Source organism: Phaeobacter gallaeciensis DSM 26640, from assembly GCF_000511385.1.
Taxonomy (GTDB): Bacteria; Pseudomonadota; Alphaproteobacteria; order Rhodobacterales; family Rhodobacteraceae; genus Phaeobacter; species Phaeobacter gallaeciensis.
Genome location: NC_023137.1, coordinates 297,633 through 316,861 on the forward strand (window position 1 = coordinate 297,633; position 19,229 = coordinate 316,861).

At 57.6% G+C, this 19,229-nt stretch carries 31 protein-coding genes; 29 read left to right on the plus strand and 2 right to left on the minus strand.

Annotation, left to right across the window (positions count from 1 at the left end; translation table 11 throughout):
- Positions 1-315 precede the first annotated feature (315 nt).
- From rpsJ to rpmD, 24 genes are all read left to right on the plus strand, one after another.
- Positions 316-630, plus strand: coding sequence for a 30S ribosomal protein S10 (gene rpsJ, locus GAL_RS01430; protein WP_008563081.1), 315 nt, complete (start codon positions 316-318; stop codon positions 628-630).
- Positions 631-648: 18 nt separating this feature from the next.
- Positions 649-1,362 carry a 50S ribosomal protein L3 gene (gene rplC, locus GAL_RS01435; protein ID WP_024095823.1) on the plus strand — a complete coding sequence of 238 codons (714 nt, stop codon included), beginning with the start codon at positions 649-651 and terminating at the stop codon, positions 1,360-1,362.
- The gene (gene rplD / locus GAL_RS01440; RefSeq protein WP_024095824.1) at positions 1,359-1,976 is read left to right on the plus strand and encodes a 50S ribosomal protein L4; all 618 of its coding nucleotides are present in this window, start codon (positions 1,359-1,361) and stop codon (positions 1,974-1,976) included. Before rplC ends, rplD begins: the two co-directional genes overlap by 4 nt.
- Entirely contained in the window at positions 1,973-2,269 is a 297-nt protein-coding gene (locus GAL_RS01445) for a 50S ribosomal protein L23 (protein ID WP_024095825.1), read from the plus strand. Before rplD ends, GAL_RS01445 begins: the two co-directional genes overlap by 4 nt.
- Before the next feature lie 181 nt (positions 2,270-2,450).
- Complete coding sequence (locus GAL_RS22405; protein ID WP_145957924.1) at positions 2,451-3,395, plus strand: hypothetical protein; 945 nt, start codon at positions 2,451-2,453, stop codon at positions 3,393-3,395.
- A 256-nt stretch (positions 3,396-3,651) separates the two neighbouring features.
- Positions 3,652-4,494 (plus strand): 50S ribosomal protein L2, encoded by an 843-nt coding sequence (gene rplB, locus GAL_RS01455; protein WP_024095827.1) that lies wholly within the window; start codon positions 3,652-3,654, stop codon positions 4,492-4,494.
- A gap of 3 nt (positions 4,495-4,497) precedes the next feature.
- Positions 4,498-4,776, plus strand: coding sequence for a 30S ribosomal protein S19 (rpsS, locus tag GAL_RS01460; RefSeq protein ID WP_005980699.1), 279 nt, complete (start codon positions 4,498-4,500; stop codon positions 4,774-4,776).
- A 3-nt stretch (positions 4,777-4,779) separates the two neighbouring features.
- Positions 4,780-5,160: a 50S ribosomal protein L22 gene (gene rplV, locus GAL_RS01465; RefSeq protein WP_008560423.1), complete on the plus strand. Its 381-nt coding sequence runs from the start codon at positions 4,780-4,782 to the stop codon at positions 5,158-5,160.
- Complete coding sequence (rpsC, locus tag GAL_RS01470; protein WP_024095828.1) at positions 5,160-5,867, plus strand: 30S ribosomal protein S3; 708 nt, start codon at positions 5,160-5,162, stop codon at positions 5,865-5,867. The genes rplV and rpsC overlap by 1 nt, the downstream gene beginning before the upstream one ends.
- A gap of 12 nt (positions 5,868-5,879) precedes the next feature.
- A complete protein-coding gene (gene rplP, locus GAL_RS01475; RefSeq protein ID WP_014876004.1) occupies positions 5,880-6,293 on the plus strand; it encodes a 50S ribosomal protein L16 in 414 nt (137 codons plus the stop codon).
- Positions 6,294-6,460: 167 nt separating this feature from the next.
- Positions 6,461-7,081 (plus strand): TIGR02466 family protein, encoded by a 621-nt coding sequence (locus GAL_RS01480; RefSeq protein ID WP_024095829.1) that lies wholly within the window; start codon positions 6,461-6,463, stop codon positions 7,079-7,081.
- A 6-nt stretch (positions 7,082-7,087) separates the two neighbouring features.
- Positions 7,088-7,315, plus strand: coding sequence for a DUF6552 family protein (locus GAL_RS01485; protein ID WP_024095830.1), 228 nt, complete (start codon positions 7,088-7,090; stop codon positions 7,313-7,315).
- Positions 7,316-7,369: 54 nt separating this feature from the next.
- The gene (locus GAL_RS01490) at positions 7,370-7,735 is read left to right on the plus strand and encodes a hypothetical protein (protein ID WP_024095831.1); all 366 of its coding nucleotides are present in this window, start codon (positions 7,370-7,372) and stop codon (positions 7,733-7,735) included.
- A 211-nt stretch (positions 7,736-7,946) separates the two neighbouring features.
- Positions 7,947-8,147 (plus strand): 50S ribosomal protein L29, encoded by a 201-nt coding sequence (gene rpmC, locus GAL_RS01495; RefSeq protein WP_014876000.1) that lies wholly within the window; start codon positions 7,947-7,949, stop codon positions 8,145-8,147.
- Positions 8,148-8,159: 12 nt separating this feature from the next.
- Positions 8,160-8,390 carry a 30S ribosomal protein S17 gene (rpsQ, locus tag GAL_RS01500; RefSeq protein ID WP_014875999.1) on the plus strand — a complete coding sequence of 77 codons (231 nt, stop codon included), beginning with the start codon at positions 8,160-8,162 and terminating at the stop codon, positions 8,388-8,390.
- Positions 8,391-8,489: 99 nt separating this feature from the next.
- Positions 8,490-8,858 (plus strand): 50S ribosomal protein L14, encoded by a 369-nt coding sequence (rplN, locus tag GAL_RS01505; RefSeq protein WP_005621870.1) that lies wholly within the window; start codon positions 8,490-8,492, stop codon positions 8,856-8,858.
- 2 nt (positions 8,859-8,860) lie between these two features.
- Positions 8,861-9,172 (plus strand): 50S ribosomal protein L24, encoded by a 312-nt coding sequence (gene rplX / locus GAL_RS01510; RefSeq protein ID WP_014875998.1) that lies wholly within the window; start codon positions 8,861-8,863, stop codon positions 9,170-9,172.
- Positions 9,165-9,728, plus strand: coding sequence for a 50S ribosomal protein L5 (gene rplE / locus GAL_RS01515; protein ID WP_024095832.1), 564 nt, complete (start codon positions 9,165-9,167; stop codon positions 9,726-9,728). The genes rplX and rplE overlap by 8 nt, the downstream gene beginning before the upstream one ends.
- Before the next feature lie 18 nt (positions 9,729-9,746).
- Positions 9,747-10,052 (plus strand): 30S ribosomal protein S14, encoded by a 306-nt coding sequence (rpsN, locus tag GAL_RS01520; RefSeq protein ID WP_008561382.1) that lies wholly within the window; start codon positions 9,747-9,749, stop codon positions 10,050-10,052.
- A 13-nt stretch (positions 10,053-10,065) separates the two neighbouring features.
- A complete protein-coding gene (rpsH, locus tag GAL_RS01525) occupies positions 10,066-10,458 on the plus strand; it encodes a 30S ribosomal protein S8 (protein WP_014875996.1) in 393 nt (130 codons plus the stop codon).
- 12 nt (positions 10,459-10,470) lie between these two features.
- Entirely contained in the window at positions 10,471-11,004 is a 534-nt protein-coding gene (gene rplF / locus GAL_RS01530; protein WP_024095833.1) for a 50S ribosomal protein L6, read from the plus strand.
- A gap of 11 nt (positions 11,005-11,015) precedes the next feature.
- Complete coding sequence (gene rplR / locus GAL_RS01535; RefSeq protein ID WP_014875994.1) at positions 11,016-11,375, plus strand: 50S ribosomal protein L18; 360 nt, start codon at positions 11,016-11,018, stop codon at positions 11,373-11,375.
- 168 nt (positions 11,376-11,543) lie between these two features.
- Entirely contained in the window at positions 11,544-12,110 is a 567-nt protein-coding gene (rpsE, locus tag GAL_RS01540; protein WP_014875993.1) for a 30S ribosomal protein S5, read from the plus strand.
- Positions 12,111-12,122: 12 nt separating this feature from the next.
- Positions 12,123-12,311 carry a 50S ribosomal protein L30 gene (gene rpmD, locus GAL_RS01545; RefSeq protein WP_008559881.1) on the plus strand — a complete coding sequence of 63 codons (189 nt, stop codon included), beginning with the start codon at positions 12,123-12,125 and terminating at the stop codon, positions 12,309-12,311.
- 205 nt (positions 12,312-12,516) lie between these two features.
- Here the strand turns inward: rpmD and GAL_RS01550 are convergent, their stop codons facing one another.
- Together GAL_RS01550 and GAL_RS01555 are read right to left on the minus strand one after the other, a co-directional pair.
- Positions 12,517-12,735: a hypothetical protein gene (locus tag GAL_RS01550; protein ID WP_024095834.1), complete on the minus strand. Its 219-nt coding sequence runs from the start codon at positions 12,733-12,735 to the stop codon at positions 12,517-12,519.
- 207 nt (positions 12,736-12,942) lie between these two features.
- On the minus strand, positions 12,943-14,355 hold the full coding sequence (locus tag GAL_RS01555; protein ID WP_024095835.1) for an aminotransferase-like domain-containing protein: 1,413 nt from the start codon (positions 14,353-14,355) through the stop codon (positions 12,943-12,945).
- Between the two features lie 80 nt (positions 14,356-14,435).
- Between GAL_RS01555 and GAL_RS01560 the strand changes: the two genes are divergently transcribed.
- The 5 genes from GAL_RS01560 to GAL_RS01580 all read left to right on the plus strand — a co-directional run bounded on the left by GAL_RS01560 (position 14,436) and on the right by GAL_RS01580 (position 18,958).
- Complete coding sequence (locus GAL_RS01560) at positions 14,436-15,380, plus strand: EamA family transporter (RefSeq protein WP_024095836.1); 945 nt, start codon at positions 14,436-14,438, stop codon at positions 15,378-15,380.
- 149 nt (positions 15,381-15,529) lie between these two features.
- Positions 15,530-15,745 carry a DUF1127 domain-containing protein gene (locus GAL_RS01565; RefSeq protein ID WP_024095837.1) on the plus strand — a complete coding sequence of 72 codons (216 nt, stop codon included), beginning with the start codon at positions 15,530-15,532 and terminating at the stop codon, positions 15,743-15,745.
- A gap of 623 nt (positions 15,746-16,368) precedes the next feature.
- The gene (gene rplO, locus GAL_RS01570; protein ID WP_024095838.1) at positions 16,369-16,839 is read left to right on the plus strand and encodes a 50S ribosomal protein L15; all 471 of its coding nucleotides are present in this window, start codon (positions 16,369-16,371) and stop codon (positions 16,837-16,839) included.
- Between the two features lie 110 nt (positions 16,840-16,949).
- Positions 16,950-18,314 (plus strand): preprotein translocase subunit SecY, encoded by a 1,365-nt coding sequence (secY, locus tag GAL_RS01575; RefSeq protein WP_024095839.1) that lies wholly within the window; start codon positions 16,950-16,952, stop codon positions 18,312-18,314.
- Positions 18,311-18,958, plus strand: coding sequence for an adenylate kinase (locus tag GAL_RS01580; RefSeq protein ID WP_024095840.1), 648 nt, complete (start codon positions 18,311-18,313; stop codon positions 18,956-18,958). The genes secY and GAL_RS01580 overlap by 4 nt, the downstream gene beginning before the upstream one ends.
- Positions 18,959-19,229 lie beyond the last annotated feature (271 nt).

The window sequence follows — 19,229 nt, forward strand, 5'->3', positions numbered from 1 at the left end:
CTGAGTATTGCTGAGAACTCTTCTTTTGAGTGTTTTGTGAGGTAATTTTTGCACCTTATTGGCGTGTTGCTAACGGCAGCAGCGCTAATAATCTGACTACCTGTACCCACGCCAACAAACCCCAAACCCACCAGTTTTGCAAACCCAACCATCCCCAGCCAAACCCCCTTGCCACACTGGTCCAACAGGCGTATACGGCGCCATCCCGCTTTGCGGGGCAAAGGCGGGGTGATTCCCGCCTTTTGGGTTCGATGAGGGTACGCGGTGGTCGCTGGCCCTCCTCTCAACCCCAACGCCTGAGAAAAAGGCATGACTATGCAAAGCCAAAATATCCGTATCCGGCTGAAGGCATTCGACTTCCGCGTACTGGACGCCAGCACGCAGGAAATCGTGAACACTGCCAAGCGGACCGGCGCGCAGGTGCGCGGCCCGATCCCCCTGCCGAACAAGATTGAGAAATTCACCGTTCTGCGTGGCCCGCACGTTGACAAGAAATCTCGTGACCAGTTCGAGATCCGCACCCACAAGCGGCTCCTGGACATCGTTGATCCGACCCCCCAGACCGTGGACGCGCTGATGAAGCTCGACCTCGCCGCTGGTGTGGACGTCGAAATCAAGCTGCAATCCTAAGATCGGAGGGTAATGAATATGCGCTCTGGTATTATCGCAAAAAAAGTCGGCATGACCCGGCTGTTCCTCGAAGACGGCAAGCAGGTTCCTGTGACCGTTCTTCAGCTGGACGGCCTGCAAGTGACCGCACAGCGCACCGAGGAAAAAGACGGCTACACAGCTGTTCAGCTCGGCGCAGGTTCGGCCAAGGTCAAGCGCGTCTCCAAAGCCATGCGCGGCCACTTCGCAGCAGCGAAGGTTGAGCCCAAGCGCAAGCTGGTTGAATTCCGCGTGCCTGCTGACGGCCTGATTGAAGTGGGTGCGGAAATCTCCGCAGAGCACTTCCTCGAAGGTCAGAAGGTTGACGTGACCGGCACCTCCATCGGTAAAGGTTTCGCCGGTGCGATGAAGCGCTGGAACTTTGGTGGTCTGCGCGCCTCGCACGGTGTGTCGATCTCCCACCGTTCCCACGGTTCGACCGGTCAGTGTCAGGATCCTGGCAAGGTTTTCAAAGGCAAGAAAATGGCCGGCCACATGGGTGCTGCCCGCGTGACCACTCAGAACCTTGAGGTCGTCAAGACCGACGCCGATCGTGGCCTGATCATGATCAAAGGCGCCGTTCCCGGCTCCAAAGGTGGCTGGGTCACCGTTAAAGACGCCGTGAAAAAGAAAGCCCCCGAAGGTCTGCCCTATCCGGCAGCTCTGAAGTCGGCTGCAGCGGAAGAAGTCTCCGCGGAAGGTGGTGAAGCATGAAACTTGATGTGATCAAACTTGACGGCGCCAAAGCCGGCGACATCGAGCTGGATGCAGAGCTGTTCGGCCTCGAGCCGCGCACCGACATCCTGCACCGTGTGGTGCGCTGGCAGCGCAACAACGCGCAGCAGGGCACGCACAAGGTCAAGACCCGCTCCGAGACCTCCTACTCAACCAAGAAGATCTATCGCCAAAAAGGCACCGGTGGCGCACGTCACGGTGACCGTAACGCGCCGATCTTCCGCAAGGGTGGTATCTACAAGGGTCCGACCCCGCGTTCGCACGGCCACGAGCTGACCAAGAAATTCCGCAAGCTGGGTCTGCGCCACGCGCTGTCCGCCAAGGCAAAAGCGGGTGAACTGGTCGTTATTGAAAACGCCGATTCCGCAGGCAAGACAGCCGCTCTGGCCAAGCAGGTCAAAGACCTGGGCTGGAAGCGCGCACTGGTCATCGATGGCGCATCCGTGGACGAGGGCTTTGCCCGCGCCGCGCGCAACATCGACGGTCTGGATATCCTGCCGACAATGGGCGCAAACGTCTATGACATCCTGAAGCGTGACACCCTGGTGATCACCAAAGCAGGTGTCGAAGCACTGGAGGCTCGCCTGAAATGAGCGCGAAGGCAGAACACTACGACGTGATCCGCAAGCCGATCATCACTGAAAAAGCAACCATGGCATCCGAAACCGGTGCAGTGGTCTTCGAAGTGGCGATCGACTCCAATAAGCCCCAGATCAAAGAAGCCGTTGAGGCGCTCTTTGGTGTGAAGGTCAAAGCGGTCAACACCACCATTACCAAGGGTAAGGTTAAGCGTTTCCGCGGCCAGATCGGCCGTCGCAAGGACGTCAAGAAAGCCTATGTGACCCTGGAAGAAGGCAACACCATCGACGTGTCCACCGGACTCTGAGATCTGTTTGTCTGAGACTTAAGAAGGCCCCTGCGAAAGCGGGGGCCTTTTTCGTTTTGGGTACGGTCAAACCACGAAGATCCACTTCAGTCCCTAGGTGGGCGTGAAGCGCCCTCCCATGGGGAGGGTCGGGCGCTGCCCGGCCTGCGGCCGGACCACTTTTCCATAAGTGGAATTTCGCGTGTCTATTGATTTATTAGGTTGTTTAGGGCTGAATACGCCGAGAAGAATTTCCGATTGGTTTCAAATGAGCAAAACATCCACTGTCAAAAACCCTTTGACGATCATTGCTATCTTTGCGGGCCTTACAGAGGTCGGAGGCACTGGCGTTTTGCCGCTTCTTTCCTCAGATGCACAGAGTGTGTACATCTGGTTTTTGATGATCTTCCCAATATTTTTGGTGGTTCTGTTTTTCTGTACGCTCAACTTTAATCGAGAGGTTCTCTATGCGCCTTCTGACTGGTCTAATGAGGACAACTTTTTCCGAAAATTGTCAAAAGTCTCTCCAGAAGAAAGGCTCTCTCAAGTTGAGGAGGAAATCGAAGATGCGCAACACGACGGTGAAGGGGTTTCTGACGAAGAGGTTGGTGGGGGGCGCTGCGAGGATAGTGTCGATTCAGCTACTACTCACAGCGAGTTGAAGAATGACACTGATCGTAAAAATCGCTTATTGAAGCAGCAAGCTGAAAATTATGCTTTTACATACCGTGCAGCAGAGGAGTTTGGCCTAAGTAAGCTTGCGGGCAAGTTGAAGCTAGATTTTCGATCTGGAGTTAGGTTTTCGTCTAATGATATGCCGAACACGATTTTTGATGGCTTGGCAATTGATGAGAAGACCGTTCACTTGGCTGAGGTGAAATACTCTAGAACGGGGTTCACTTCTTCACTCATAAGTCGTTTTTCGACAGAGCTAGCAAAATTCAAGCTCGTCCGGAATTCCTTTTTGGAAGACGGAAAAGATCTGGTTCTCCATTTGGTAGTAGTTGCGCCAAGTTTCTCAGCGGGAAACGTTGCCGACAAGCGCGCCGAAGAGCGCTTGCTTAAGATGGCACGAAGCTACGGAGTGAATACTAAAATACATGTTTTTCCATGGGTGCGCGCGCCGTCAGTCGATGATCATCCCTAGGAATTGCATAATTCCCACGTCTGGCATAGTAGAGTTTTACCGGTAGCCTCTTCCCCATTGCCACCCTTCCGACTCTCTGCTATTGCGCACCAATCCTGACGACCCCGGATTCGCTCCGGGGTTATTACGTTTGTCAGGATGCACGAACTCGGGGACCTTTGGGGCCCTATATCACTGGCACCTACGGGGGCCTTAAACATAGCTGGACCAAAGACAAAAACCTAAGGTCTGGCACGCTAAACGGAAGACAGAAAGCATGGCACTCAAGTCGTATAAGCCGACGACGCCGGGCCAGCGTGGGCTGGTTCTGATCGACCGTTCGGAGCTTTGGAAAGGGCGTCCGGTCAAATCTCTCACTGAGGGTCTGACCAAATCGGGCGGCCGGAACAACACCGGACGGATCACTTCACGTCGTCGTGGCGGCGGCGCAAAGCGTCTCTACCGGATCGTTGACTTCAAACGGAACAAATTTGATGTCTCGGCAACCGTTGAACGGATCGAATATGACCCGAACCGGACCGCATTCATCGCGCTGATCAAATACGAAGACGGCGAGCAGGCCTATATCCTCGCTCCGCAGCGTCTGGCAGTTGGTGACAAAGTCGTTGCATCCGCAAAGGCCGACATCAAGCCGGGCAACGCAATGCCGTTCTCGGGCATGCCGATCGGTACCATCGTTCACAACATCGAAATGAAGCCCGGCAAAGGCGGCCAGATCGCCCGTGCTGCCGGTACTTACGCTCAGTTCGTTGGTCGTGATGGTGGCTACGCTCAGATCCGCCTGTCCTCGGGCGAACTGCGCCTGGTTCGTCAGGAATGCATGGCCACCGTTGGTGCGGTCAGCAACCCCGACAACTCCAACCAGAACTTTGGTAAAGCCGGCCGTATGCGCCACAAGGGCAAGCGTCCTTCTGTGCGTGGTGTGGTTATGAACCCGATCGATCACCCGCACGGTGGTGGTGAAGGTCGTACCTCCGGTGGCCGTCACCCCGTGACACCCTGGGGTAAGCCGACCAAAGGCAAGCGTACCCGCAACAAAAACAAAGCGTCGCAAAAGCTTATCATCCGCTCGCGCCACGCCAAGAAGAAGGGACGTTAATCTATGTCTCGCTCTGTATGGAAAGGCCCCTTTGTCGATGCTTACGTGCTGAAAAAAGCCGAAGCAGCGCGCGAGTCGGGCCGCAACGAAGTCATCAAGATCTGGTCGCGTCGTTCCACCATTCTGCCCCAGTTCGTGGGTCTGACATTTGGTGTGTACAACGGTCAGAAGCACATTCCCGTCAACGTCTCGGAAGACATGATTGGTCAGAAGTTCGGTGAATACTCCCCGACTCGGACCTATTACGGTCACGCTGCGGACAAAAAAGCGAAGCGGAAGTAAGTCATGGGCAAGGCAAAAAATCCCCGCCGCGTGGCAGACAACGAAGCAATGGCAAAACTGCGCATGCTCCGTACCTCCCCGCAGAAACTGAACCTCGTCGCCGGCATGATCCGTGGCAAGAAAGTTGAGAAGGCTCTGACCGACCTGACTTTCTCCAACAAACGGGTTGCGCAGGACGTGAAGAAATGCCTTCAGTCCGCAATTGCGAACGCCGAGAACAACCATAACCTGGACGTCGATGAACTGATCGTTGCCGAGGCTTATGTGGGTAAAAACCTGACCATGAAACGCGGCCGTCCTCGTGCCCGTGGCCGGTTTGGCAAGATCCTCAAGCCGTTTTCGGAGATCACCATCAAGGTGCGTCAAGTTGAGGAGCAAGCCTAATGGGACATAAAGTCAATCCGGTCGGCATGCGCCTTCAGGTCAACCGCACCTGGGACAGCCGTTGGTATGCCGACACCAAAGACTATGGTGATCTGCTGCTGGAAGACCTGCGCATCCGTGATTTCATCAAGGAAGAGTGCAAGCAGGCAGGCATCGCCCGTGTGATCATCGAACGCCCCCACAAGAAGTGCCGTGTGACCATTCACACCGCGCGTCCGGGCGTGATCATCGGTAAAAAAGGTGCTGACATCGAAGTGCTGCGCAAGAAGCTCGCCTCGATGACAGACTCGGAACTGCACCTCAACATCGTTGAAGTCCGCAAGCCCGAGCTCGACGCACAGCTGGTTGGCGAGTCCATCGCTCAGCAGCTGGAACGTCGTGTGTCCTTCCGTCGCGCGATGAAGCGTGCCGTACAGAACGCCATGCGTATGGGCGCCCTGGGTATCCGGGTGAACGTTGCTGGGCGTCTGGGCGGCGCTGAAATCGCACGGACCGAATGGTACCGTGAGGGTCGTGTGCCTCTGCACACGCTGCGCGCCGACATCGATTACGCTCACTCCGAAGCCATGACCCCTTACGGGATCATCGGGATCAAAGTCTGGATCTTCAAAGGCGAGATCATGGAACACGATCCTCAGGCGCGTGATCGTAAAGCACAGGAACTCCAGGACGGTCCGGCACCTCGCGGTGCAGGCGGTCGTCGCTAAGGAGGAGATGACATGCTTCAACCAAAGCGTACTAAATTCCGCAAAATGCACAAAGGCCGGATCTCCGGTCTGGCAAAAGGCGGTTCGGACCTGAACTTCGGCACCTATGGCCTGAAGGCAACCACTCCTGAGCGCGTCACCGCGCGTCAGATTGAGGCTGCTCGTCGTGCCATGACCCGCCACATGAAGCGTCAGGGTCGTGTCTGGATCCGTATCTTCCCGGACACCCCGGTGACCTCCAAGCCCGTCGAAGTTCGTATGGGTAAAGGTAAAGGCTCCGTGGATTACTGGGCTTGCAAAGTGAAGCCCGGTCGCGTGATGTTCGAGATCGACGGCGTCAATGACGACATCGCACGTGAGGCCCTGCGCCTGGCCGCGATGAAGCTGCCGGTCAAGACCCGCGTCGTGGTTCGCGAAGACTGGTAATCGGCGGCGCGGTTGCGCATCCGATGAGAAACAAAAGACCCCCGCCGAGCAATCGGTGGGGGTTTTCTTATGCTGAATGGTGGGCGGCTCTGATAGTCGAAAATGGGCAAGGGGCGTAGCGCACAGAGCCTCTCGCCAGTCTCCCCTGGCTAGGCTATGACTGCGCTATGGCACAGATAGATTCCCTCTTCGTAACCCGTCTTTACCGCGCTGCCCTGTCCGAACACGGACCCAAGGTTGACGCGGGTGAACTTGAAAACTCCTGCTTCGTGATCGCGCAAGACGACGACGCAGGCCAGGACTGGTGCGAGGAGAACGGCTATCCCGGCTACACCTCCTATGCCTCATTGACGGATCTGCCCTGGCGATTCCCGATTTTTGCCGATCTGGTGAAGTCTCTGGACCTTCATGTTGCGGCCTTTGCCAAGGATCTGGAACTCGATCTCGACGGTCGCGCATTGGTGCTGGAGGATCTCTGGATCAACATCCTGCCCGAAGGCGGCACTCATGCCAGCCACATCCACCCCCATTCGGTGATTTCGGGTACCACCTATGTCTCCATGCCGGATGGCGCTTCCGCGCTGAAGCTGGAAGATCCGCGCCACGCCATGATGATGGCGCATCCGCCGCGCACCAAAGATTGCCGGCAGGAGCTGAAGAGCTTCGTCTACCAGAAACCTCGTGTTGGTGATGTGCTGCTCTGGGAAAGCTTCATTCGCCACGAGGTGCCGATGAACATGGCCGAAGACGAGCGCGTCTCCGTGAGCTTTAATTACCGTTGGGAGTGATCAGACGTGAAGACCGTTGATATCGTTAAATGGGTTGCAACCGCTATTCAGCTGGTTGGCTATGGAATGACCGGTCTTAATATGACCCCGTGGAATGTTTACTTCTTCTTCGCCGGTATTTTTCTGTGGTTTGCCGTTGGCGCGATGTGGAAAGACAAGGCGATTATGGTGGTGCATGTGGGGGCGTTCATTTCTCTGCTGATTGGGCATCTTAACGCGCCTCCAGTTTATTAAAGTGGCTGTTTTCAGCGGATGCACCCCAAGGTGTGTCGACACTAGGTACGCAGCATGTACGATCACCCGGCAATCGAACTGTTGGAGGGCGAGCAGGCGGTTCACGCCACTCACGCCCGCATAGCGCCAACGCTGAACGAGATAATCGTCATCGTGCTTTGCGCACCAGTGGCGCTGGTGATTTGGCTGTTTATCCATAGGTCCTTTCGCTCGGTCACCTACATCATAACCACGCGGCGCGTGTTGATTGTCGAAAAGCAGGGCATTGTCGATCAGATCCGCATTCAGGATATTCAGCGAGTTAAGGTGAGACGGCGCGCAGTTATGATCTTTGCAATGAGGAAGCGTCTGTGGCTCGCGCGGCTGCAAAACGGGTGGCAATTTGATACGATCTTAACGCGGGTTCGCGCACTGCGTTAGGCGCCGCGACCGGGTTAAAACGGTGTCGTAACTTCGCCCTTGCCCCGACTGCCTACCTCCTGTAAGTGGACCCATCGCCTGACCCTTGATTTCTCTGGATCCGGGGCTGGTGATTCTTTTTGCCGCGTCTTTTGGCGCGGTGTGACATAACCCACCAGGTAACAAGGTGACCCTCGGGGCCTTCTGGTGCTTTGGACAAGGAACAAAGGCGATGAACGCCAATGATCTGCGCGAGAAAACCGTGGATGAACTCCGCGATACCCTCGCATCCCTGAAAAAAGAGAGCTTCAACCTGCGTTTTCAGCAGGCAACCGGTCAGCTGGAATCGACCGCAGGCATCAAGGCGGCTCGCCGCAATGCTGCACGCGTCAAGACCATCCTGAACGAAAAAGCCGCAGCAGCGGCTGAATAAGGAGCTACTCGAATGCCCAAACGTATCCTGTCTGGCGTCGTGACCTCCGACGCAAACGCACAGACCGTCACCGTATCCGTAGAGCGTCGCTTTACGCATCCGGTTCTGAAGAAAACCATCCGTAAGTCCAAGAAATACCGGGCTCACGATGAACAGAACGCTTTCAAGGTCGGCGATTCCGTACGCATCATTGAGTGCGCGCCGAAATCGAAAACGAAACGCTGGGAAGTTCTGGAAGCCTAAGAGTCTCATCCGAGACTCCTGGCGACTAGACTTAACAGTTAGTCGAAACCCTGGGGGATCACGCCACGCATCGGCGCCCCAAAGGTCGGGAGAAACCACATGATCCAGATGCAAACAAACCTGGATGTTGCTGACAACTCCGGCGCTCGCCGAGTTCAGTGCATCAAGGTTCTGGGTGGTTCCAAGCGTAAATACGCATCCGTAGGCGACATCATCGTCGTCTCGGTCAAGGAAGCCATCCCGCGCGGCCGCGTGAAAAAAGGGGACGTCCGCAAGGCCGTCGTCGTACGCACCGCCAAAGAGGTCCGTCGTGAAGACGGCACCGCAATCCGTTTTGACCGCAATGCAGCTGTCATCCTGAACAACAACAACGAGCCGGTAGGTACCCGTATCTTTGGCCCGGTTGTTCGTGAGCTGCGCGCGAAAAACTTCATGAAGATCATCTCGCTCGCTCCGGAGGTGCTGTAATCATGGCTGCTAAACTCCGCAAAGGCGACAAGGTCGTCGTGCTGGCCGGCAAGGACAAGGGCAAAGAAGGCACCATCGCCTCCGTTGACCCCAAAGCTGGCAAAGCCATCGTTGACGGCGTGAACATGGCAATCCGCCACACCCGTCAGACCCAGTCCGACCAGGGTGGCCGTCTGCCTAAGGCACTGCCGATCCAGCTGTCGAACCTGGCTCTGCTGGACGCAAATGGCAAAGCAACCCGCGTTGGCTTCCGCATGGAAGGCGACAAGAAAGTGCGCTTCGCTAAAACCACGGGGGACGTGATCGATGCTTGATAACGCAACCTACACCCCGCGTCTGAAAACTCTCTACAAGGACACCATCCGTGGCGCCCTGAAAGAAGAGTTCGGCTACAAGAACGAGATGATGATCCCCAAGCTGGACAAGATCGTTCTGAACATCGGCTGCGGCCGTGCTGCCGTGAAAGACAGCAAGAAAGCCAAGTCTGCTCAGGCTGACCTGACCGCAATCGCGGGCCAGAAAGCTCTGACCACAGTGGCAAAGAACTCCATCGCCGGCTTCCGCGTTCGCGAAGGCATGCCGATGGGCGCAAAGGTGACTCTGCGCGGCGACCGGATGTATGAATTCCTTGACCGTCTGACCACCATCGCCATGCCCCGTATCCGCGACTTCCGCGGCGTTTCGGGCACGTCTTTTGACGGCCGTGGCAACTACGCCATGGGTCTGAAAGAGCACATGGTCTTCCCCGAGATCGACTTCGACAAGATCGACGAACCCTGGGGTATGGACATCGTGATTGCCACCACCGCGAACACCGACGCGGAAGCAAAGGCGCTGTTGAAAGCATTCAACATGCCCTTCAACAGCTAAGCGCGGGAAGGAAGAGACATGGCTAAGAAAAGCATGATCGAACGCGAGAAGAAGCGCGAGCGCCTGGTGGCAAAATACGCCGCAAAGCGTGCCGAGCTGAAAGAAATCGCAAATGACGAATCTCGTCCGATGGAAGAGCGTTTCAAAGCGCGCCTCGATCTGGCGAAACTGCCGCGTAACTCGTCGGCAACCCGTCTGCACAATCGCTGCCAGCTGACCGGCCGTCCTCACGCTTACTATCGTAAGCTGAAGATCAGCCGTATCGCTCTGCGGGAACTGGGCTCGAATGGCCAGATCCCCGGCATGGTGAAATCGAGCTGGTAAGGGAGAGACTGATATGAACGATCCTATCGGCGATATGCTCACCCGTATCCGTAACTCGCAAATGCGCGGCAAATCCACTGTCATGACACCGGCTTCCAAGCTGCGTGCATGGGTTCTGGATGTGCTCAAGCAAGAGGGTTACATCCGCGGTTATGAGTCTGCGACTGATGCAAAGGGCCACCCGGCTCTGGAAATCAGCCTGAAATACTTCGACGGCGAACCTGTCATTCGTGAACTGAAGCGGGTCTCCAAACCCGGTCGTCGCGTTTACATGGGCGTCAATGACATCCCGTCGGTCCGTCAGGGCCTGGGTGTGTCGATTGTCTCCACCCCCAAGGGTGTGATGTCGGACGCAAGCGCACGCGCAGCCAACGTTGGCGGCGAAGTGCTCTGCACCGTCTTCTAAGGAGGCCCCACGATGTCCCGTATTGGTAAAAAACCGGTCGAACTTCCCAGCGGCGTAACCGCTTCTGTGTCCGGCCAGACCATCGAAGTCAAAGGCCCGAAAGGCGCCCGTAGCTTCACCGCGACCGACGACGTCACCCTGACTGTTGACGACAATGTCGTCAAAGTGGACCCCCGCGGCAAATCCAAGCGCGCGCGCCAGCAGTGGGGCATGTCCCGCACGATGGTCGCAAACCTGGTTGCAGGCGTGACCTCTGGTTTCAAAAAAGAGCTGGAGATCCAGGGTGTGGGTTACCGGGCTCAGATGCAGGGCAACACCCTGAAGCTGAACCTGGGCTACAGCCACGACGTTGATTTCACTGCCCCGGAAGGTATCACTATTACCGCTCCGAAGCAGACCGAAATCGTAGTCGAAGGTAATGATCAACAACTCGTTGGCGAAGTTGCGGCCAAAATCCGCGACTGGCGTCGTCCCGAGCCCTACAAAGGCAAAGGCATTCGCTACAAAGGCGAGTTTATCTTCCGCAAGGAAGGCAAGAAGAAGTAAGGACCAGCAAAATGGCAAACAGCAAACGCACCCTGTTTCTGAAGCGCCGGCTGCGCGTCCGGAACAAGCTTCGCAAGGTCAACGCAGGCCGTCCGCGCCTGTCCGTGCACCGTTCGAACAAGAACATCTCTGTTCAGCTGATCGACGACGTACGTGGTGTGACCCTCGCTTCGGCATCGACCCTGGAAAAAGACCTGGGTCTCGTTGGCAAGAACAACGTCGAAGCAGCTACCAAAGTGGGTTCGGTTATCGCCGAGCGCGCCAAGGCGGCAGGCGTCTCCGAGGCCTATTTCGATCGTGGCGGCTTCCTGTTTCACGGCAAGGTGAAGGCTCTGGCCGACGCTGCGCGTGAAGGCGGCCTGAAGATCTAAGGATCTGCGCCCCGTGCTCTCGGTTATCCGAGGCCGCGGGGCGCACCCTAAGTCAAGGTGGATGGCGTTCGCGCCATCCCGATGATCCGGGGGTGGGCCGATCCGGCCCTTGCCCACCTGGATTGAGTATAAGTCAGGCGCTTGTCGCCAGAATAAAAGGATTGCCTCATGGCAGAACGTGAAAATCGCCGTGGCCGTGGCCGCCGCGAAGAAGAAACCCCGGAATTTGCAGACCGTCTGGTCGCGATCAACCGGGTGTCGAAAACCGTAAAAGGTGGTAAGCGCTTCGGCTTCGCCGCTCTTGTGGTTGTTGGCGATCAGAAAGGCCGCGTCGGCTTCGGTAAAGGTAAAGCGAAAGAGGTCCCCGAGGCCATTCGTAAAGCCACCGAGCAGGCCAAGCGTCAGATGATCCGTGTGCAGCTGAAAGAAGGCCGCACCCTGCATCACGACATGCACGGCCGTCACGGCGCAGGCAAAGTTGTCATGCGTACCGCCCCTGAAGGTACCGGTATCATCGCAGGTGGTCCGATGCGTGCTGTCTTCGAAATGCTCGGCGTCAAAGACGTTGTTTCGAAGTCGATCGGTTCGCAGAACCCCTACAACATGATCCGCGCCACTATGGACGGTCTGAAAAAAGAGCAGTCGCCTCGTTCGGTTGCTCAGCGTCGTGGCAAGAAAGTCGCCGACATCCTGCCCAAGCGGGATGAAGCACCTGCTGCTGAAGCAGAAGCGTAAGGAGACGGACACATGGCAAAAACCATCGTCGTTAAGCAGATCGGTTCCCCGATCCGCCGCCCCGCAGACCAGCGCGCAACGCTCGTTGGCCTGGGTCTGAACAAGATGCACAAGACCCGCGAACTGGAAGACACCCCTTCCGTACGCGGTATGGTCAACAAGATCCCGCATCTGGTTGAGATCATCGAAGAGCGCGACTAAGCGTTCTCTCGTATGAGCCAAACAAAAGAAAGCGCCCCGAAACGGGGCGCTTTTTTTGTTGTTCAACTAGATCTTGGATAGGGTTTTGCCAATTGACCTACCCGAGAGAGAGAGGCGGGTCATATGGATCTTCGGTTATCAACATCAGCGATGATCGCCAGATCCACGATGGCAAATGTATTGGGCGGCCCGCGGCGATTTGGAATCAGCCGAAATAGGTGCGCGCGTCGTAGTAGGGCAGATCGGGGCTGGCTTCAGCCGCGTCCTGGCGGTCGATGGTGGCCTGCAACAGGCGTGTCGCCACTTCTGCGATCATCGGGTAGAGCACGAGACCTGCCACAACGGTGGTAGAGAGACCGATATAGCCGCTTGTGACTGCGGTGACGGTTACGCTTGCGCCGATGAGAGTGCTGAAGAGGGCCATATAAGTGATCCTTGATGCTGATGTTGTCCGTGTTCTTAATTTGCCATTTGCCTTAAATTGCAGCAATCACACCAAAGGATAGTTGGCCGTTCCAGAGGTTAGCTGTCGCATCCCTAGGGTGAAGGAAAACGTCGTTGGAGCGGACATATGGCCGACTTTAGCAGCCGTTCTGTGTGGTAACGCCCTGAGATTACATGGGGCGTCAGTTTAGATCTGAAGCGCGTGGGATTTACGTGACTCGCGTAAAAGATGTGCGATGCGCTGAAGCCCAATCATTAGTCGGCCTTCGCAAACTTCGTGGCTGAGGCAAAGCCGTACCGCTTCCGGCGCGTCCTTTGGGGTGATTGCAAAGCTGCGTCCCTCGCTGATCAGTACCTCGGATTGGGCGCATTGGGTACGAAACACATCAGCGCGTAGATCCGCGGGCAGGGGCAACCACAGATGCAACCCCTGCGGATCGGCCTGATAGAACATGGGTGCGGCACCGGGCGGCGATAGGATCGACCGGGCCAACGTCTGGCGATGTCGCGCAGCGCGCCGCTGCTGCTCCGCCAAAATCTCAGCGGTGCCATCAAGGATCAGCCGCGCGCCGATTTCCGCCGTTAGCGGCGGTGCCATCCATAGGCTGAAGTTGGCCGAATGGCGCAGCGCAGGCATCAGCCGTTGCGGCGCCTTCAGGATGCCGACCCGCAGGCCTGGGGCGACGGATTTCGACAGGCTGGTTACGTAGATCGTATGATCTGGCGCATGCGTGGCCAGCGGGGCAGGGCGGTCAGGTTTCAGTGGTGCGAAGACGTCATCTTCGATGAGGATCACATCATGGCGCGCTGCGATCTCGGCGATCTCAGCGCGACGTTCACCATCTAGGGTGACGGTTGTCGGTGCCTGCAAGGTGGGCGTCAGATAGAACGCTCGGGGCTTGGCATGCCTGCAGAGGGTGGCAAACGCCTCAGGCTGAACCCCTTGTGAATCCATCGTTACCGCTGCAGTGGCCACCCCCAGACGTTCTGCTATCGCCTGAACCGGCATATAGGTAAGCGCCTCTGTCAGCAGAAGGTCACCTGTTTTCAATACGCCCGCTAGCGCGCAGAACAGCGCATGCTGACCGCCAACCGTTGTCATCACCTCAGCTCCGGTGGCGCCGACGCCACAATAGGCCAGCCAGCGTTGCCAAGCCTCGGTATGTCGGTCGAGATCGGCATCCGACTGGTAGTCGAGCAGTGGTGACAGATCACTGCCCTCAGACAGGGCCTGCAGCGCTTGGCGGATATGCGGTTGGGAAAACCCCGCCAGCGGCAGGTTGCGCGACAGGTCAATCGGCCCCTGAGCATTTCGGCGCAGACTGTTGGCGGCTCCGTCTTGGGGGGCCATTGGTTCGGGCGACCGCACGAAGCTGCCGCGCCCGACCTCTCCCCGCAGCAACGCCCGCGTCACCGCCTCGGCATAGGCGCGACTGGTGGTATTTGCGGACACGCCAATCTGATAGGCCAGCTCCCGATGGGGCGGCAACTGCGCGCCGGGGGCCAGCCGCCCGGTCGCGATATCCTCTGCCATCGCTTCGACGATTTGCAGGTATTTCGGACCACTGCGTCCGTTGAGGTTTGGGAGCCAAATTGCCATCAGATCAATGTTTTAATTGCATTGGTGCAATATTGGGGTCGATCTTCGCTTTGGTCAATGCAATTTGAAGAGGTCTCCAGATGAGTCGTGTTTCCCCCTCCGTTGGCACTGGTATCGCCCTGTCGCTTGTTAGCTTGGCGCTGTTGGGCATTATGCCGATTATCTCCAATCTGCGCCCGGCAGTGATGGGCGCGTTGCCCTTTGCCTTTGCTCTGTCAGTCTGGCAACTGATCTTCGCTCTGCCATGCTTTGCTGTTGAATACAGAAGTCGCACCCGCGGGATTTTCGCAATGCGCCTGTCGTCAAGACAACGCCGCCGCATGGGCGGGGTGGCCATGTTCACCGGCAGCCTCTTCGGCCTGTCGACTTATCTTTATGTGATCGGCGTGGAACAGGCAGGGGCAGCCAACGCCGCGATCGCCATTCAGGCCTACCCACTCTTTGCGATCCTCTGGGAGAGCTTGTTTCTGAAGCGGCGAAAGACCCCTGCCGAATTGACCCTGACTGCGCTGCTGCTGACCGCGCTTTACTATCTGGGCACCGACGGCACCCTGCGCATGTCTGGCCTGTCGCCGTGGTTCCTGCTGGCGCTTGGAGTGCCGTTTTTGTGGAGCATCGCCCATGTCCTAATTAAAGAAGAACTCAGCAGCACACCCATCACCCCAATTCAGGTGACTTTGATCCGGGTGGCGATTTCCTCGGTCTTTCTGGGCGCCGTGTTGGTGCTGGTTCTGCCCTCCGGGGCGATGCTCGGATTTGCTGCGCTGATGCAGCCGATGGCGGTGCTGATGGGGTTGGTCTATTTCCTGGAGCTGATCGTCTGGTTCTATGCGGTGCGCCATATCGATGTATCACTGGCCAGCTCGATTACCACGCCTTGGCCTGCTCTGACGCTTGCGCTCTCGGTGCCGTTGCTGGGCGACCGGATCGAACCGCGCCAAGTTGCTGTCCTGGTGGTTGTGGTGGCCTGTATCTATGGGTTGACGCTGGTGGGTCTGCGCCGCGCGAAGCGGATTAACGTTTGAGTCATCTCCTATGCTTGGCGTGCATAGCGGGCAGACCGAGCCATCAGTTGTTTGCGCAAACATTTACCCCTATCTCTCGGGTGTCACTGAAACAGACACAACTGAGAACAGCCGGAAATTCGTCCGGCCAGAGTATAAGGACTACCACTATGGCACATGTCATCAACACCACCGACACTGGCTTTACCTTCATCGCGCGCCTGCGTGGCGTGGCAGAAGAGATCAAGGACAGCTGGGCGCGTCGCGCCGAATACAAACGCACCTATGCGGAGCTGGACAGCCTGTCTAACCGCGATCTGGCCGATATCGGCGTGCGTCGCTGCGATATCCCGCAGATCGCCCATGTTCAGGCTTACGGCCACTGAGCTTTGCCACCTTGGGGTTGATCGCAGCAATGCCGCCGCCCCTTGGTTGCCCAAGTGTCAGATCGGCTCTTTCTCCTCCCTCAGGGGCCGGACTGGACGCGCCTCCGCTTTGCGGGGGCGTTTTTTGGTTTCAGGGGGCGCGATGTAAGGGGTTGGCCCGTTGCCAACCCTCCGGCCGCGCGCTCCATGATCCGTTCACGCGCTTTTGTCATGCTGTGCAGGATCGCGATCACCCGCCGGGCCTGACACCCCCGGCGCCGATGACCAGGGCCCCGGCGTGGCAGCCGGGGAGCACGATAATATTATCCACGCACGGGAAAGATCCCGTCCCAAATCCCCCGGCGGCACCGCCACCCTTTATCGGTCGACCACAGACGCAACGGACCACATCGCGGATACCCGGATCGGCAACGGGTCAAGAACTGGCAGGGCAGGGGCCTTGGCAGCGAATCCGGCTGCGCGGCGCTCGTGGTTCAGTTGGCAGGCGCACTGTGCCCTTGATCCCGCCCCGCATCGGGTCTATACGCCCCCGGTGGTCCTGCGGGCCACAGAATCAGAAAACCAAGAAACGCCGTGTCTGCCCTAATCCGCTTCGGGGGCACTTCCGGCAAAGGAGAAGCGATATGAAACTCAATGAACTGCGCGACAATCCAGGCGCCGCCAAAAAACGTATGCGCGTTGCCCGTGGTCCGGGTTCCGGCAAAGGTAAAATGGGTGGCCGTGGTATCAAAGGTCAGAAATCCCGTTCGGGTGTTTCGATCAATGGCTACGAAGGCGGCCAGATGCCCCTCTACCAACGCCTGCCCAAGCGCGGCTTCAACAAGCCGAACCGTAAGGCATACGCCGTTGTGAACCTGGGCCTGATCCAGAAATTCATCGACGAAGGCAAGCTGGACGCCGGTTCCATCACCGAAGATACCCTGATCTCTTCGGGTCTGGTACGTCGTAAGCTGGACGGTATCCGCGTTCTGGCAAAGGGTGACTTCACCGCCAAAGCAACCATCGCTGTGACTGGTGCCTCCAAGGCCGCCGTTGACGCAGTCGCAAAGGCTGGTGGCGCCCTGACCGTGGCAAACACTGCCGCAGCTGAGTAACAGCTTGTGAGCGGCGCCGATGCCGCTTACATAGTCTTCAGTTTTCCATTAACGCCGCCCGAGCCGGAAAACGGCCCTGGGCGGCGTTTTCGCAAGAAGAGACCTTTTTTATGGTATCAGCAGCAGAACAAATGGCGGCGAACACCAGCTGGGCCGCTCTTGGCAAAGCCACGGATCTGCGCAACCGCATCCTGTTTACGCTCGGGCTTTTGATTGTCTATCGCCTGGGCACCTATATTCCCGTTCCGGGGATTGATGCGGATGCACTGCGCCAGTTCATGACCTCGGCAGGGCAGGGCATCGGGGGCATGGTGTCCATGTTCACCGGCGGTGCGCTTGGCCGTATGGGCATCTTTGCACTCGGCATCATGCCCTATATTTCGGCGTCGATCATTGTGCAGCTGCTGACCTCGATGGTCCCGGCGCTCGAACAGCTCAAAAAAGAGGGCGAGCAGGGCCGCAAGAAAATCAACCAATACACTCGCTACGGCACCGTGCTTCTGGCCACGGCGCAGGCTTATGGCCTCGCGGTCTCGCTCGAATCGGGCGATCTGGCGACAGACCCGGGCATGTATTTCCGCCTCGCCTGCATGATCACGCTGGTGGGCGGCACCATGTTCCTGATGTGGCTGGGCGAGCAGATCACCCAGCGCGGCATCGGTAATGGTATCTCCCTGATCATCTTCGTTGGCATCATCGCCGAGGTGCCCGCCGCAATTGCACAGTTCCTGGCCTCCGGTCGTTCGGGTGCGATCAGCCCCGCGGTGATCATCGCAGTGATCCTGATGATGATTGCCATCATTATGTTCGTGGTGTTCATGGAGCGCGCCCTGCGCAAGATCCATATCCAGTACCCGCGCCGTCAGGTTGGCATGAAGGTCTATGACGGTGGCTCCAGCCACCTACCTGTGAAAGTGAACCCAGCAGGCGTGATTCCGGCGATCTTCGCTTCGTCCCTGTTGCTGCTGCCGGTGACCATCTCGACCTTCTCCTCGAATGCAACCAGCGGCCCGATCATGTCTTGGCTCTTGGCCAACTTCGGCCCCGGTCAGCCGCTCTACCTGCTGTTCTTCGTCGGCATGATCGTGTTCTTTGCCTATTTCTACACCTTCAACGTATCCTTCAAACCGGACGAGGTGGCGACCAATCTGAAGAACCAGAATGGTTTTGTTCCCGGCATCCGCCCCGGTAAGAAGACCGCTGAGTACCTCGAATATGTGGTCAACCGCGTGCTGGTCCTGGGCTCTGCCTATCTGGCTGCTGTCTGTCTACTGCCGGAAATCCTGCGCGGTCAGCTTGCAATCCCGGTTTACTTTGGCGGTACCTCCGTGTTGATTGTGGTTTCTGTTGTGATGGACACCATTCAACAGGCACAAAGCCATCTGCTTGCGCATCAATACGAAGGTCTCATTGAAAAGAGCCAGCTGCGCGGTCGGAATAAGAAACGGACACGACGGGGACCTGCACGCCGATGAGCAATATTATTCTTCTGGGCCCGCCCGGCGCGGGCAAGGGAACTCAAGCACGCTATCTGGTTGAATCACGCAATATGGTTCAGCTGAGCACCGGCGACATGCTGCGCGATGCGCAGGCGTCGGGCAGCGAGATGGGCCAGCGGGTTGCTGCGGTCATTGCCCGGGGTGAACTGGTCACCGATCGGATCGTCATTGGTCTGATCCGCGAGAAGATCGAAGAGGGCGCCGAGGGCGGCTTTATCTTCGACGGCTTCCCCCGCACGCTCGCTCAGGCGGATGCGCTGGCAGAATTGCTGCGCGAAACTGGTCAAAAGCTGGATGCCGTGATCGAAATGCAGGTGGATGACACCGCATTGGTCGCGCGCATCACAGGTCGGTCCACCTGCGGCGATTGCGGTGAGGTCTATCACGACGAGACCAAGCCATGGCCCGAGGATGGCAAATGCACCAACTGCGGCGGCACCAACCAGAAGCGCCGCCCGGACGATAACGAGGAAAGCCTCCGCACCCGTCTGATGGAATACTACAAGAAGACCTCGCCGCTGATCGGCTACTACTATGCCAAGGGCAACCTTCAGCGTCTCGATGGTCTGGCTTCCATCGAAGAGGTCCGCAAGAACCTCGGCTGGATCATGGGTGACTGATCGCCCGATGCTTTCGGAATTGATAAAACGCCCCGCGCCACCCTGGCCGGGGCGTTTTTTGTGCGCTCCCCGCGCGCTGGCAGAAAAACAACACAAATCGCGCTGCGGGTGGTTGACCTTGGGGGAAACTTCGGCCCCAGTCTTGCCGACGGGTTGACCATAGTGCGATTTCCACATAGGGAACCCCATCCCTTCTGGGAATCATCACAGGTGCGTGCAATTTCTGCCGCCCTGACCACCTCGAAATGCTGGACCATCGGGCGACACTGCC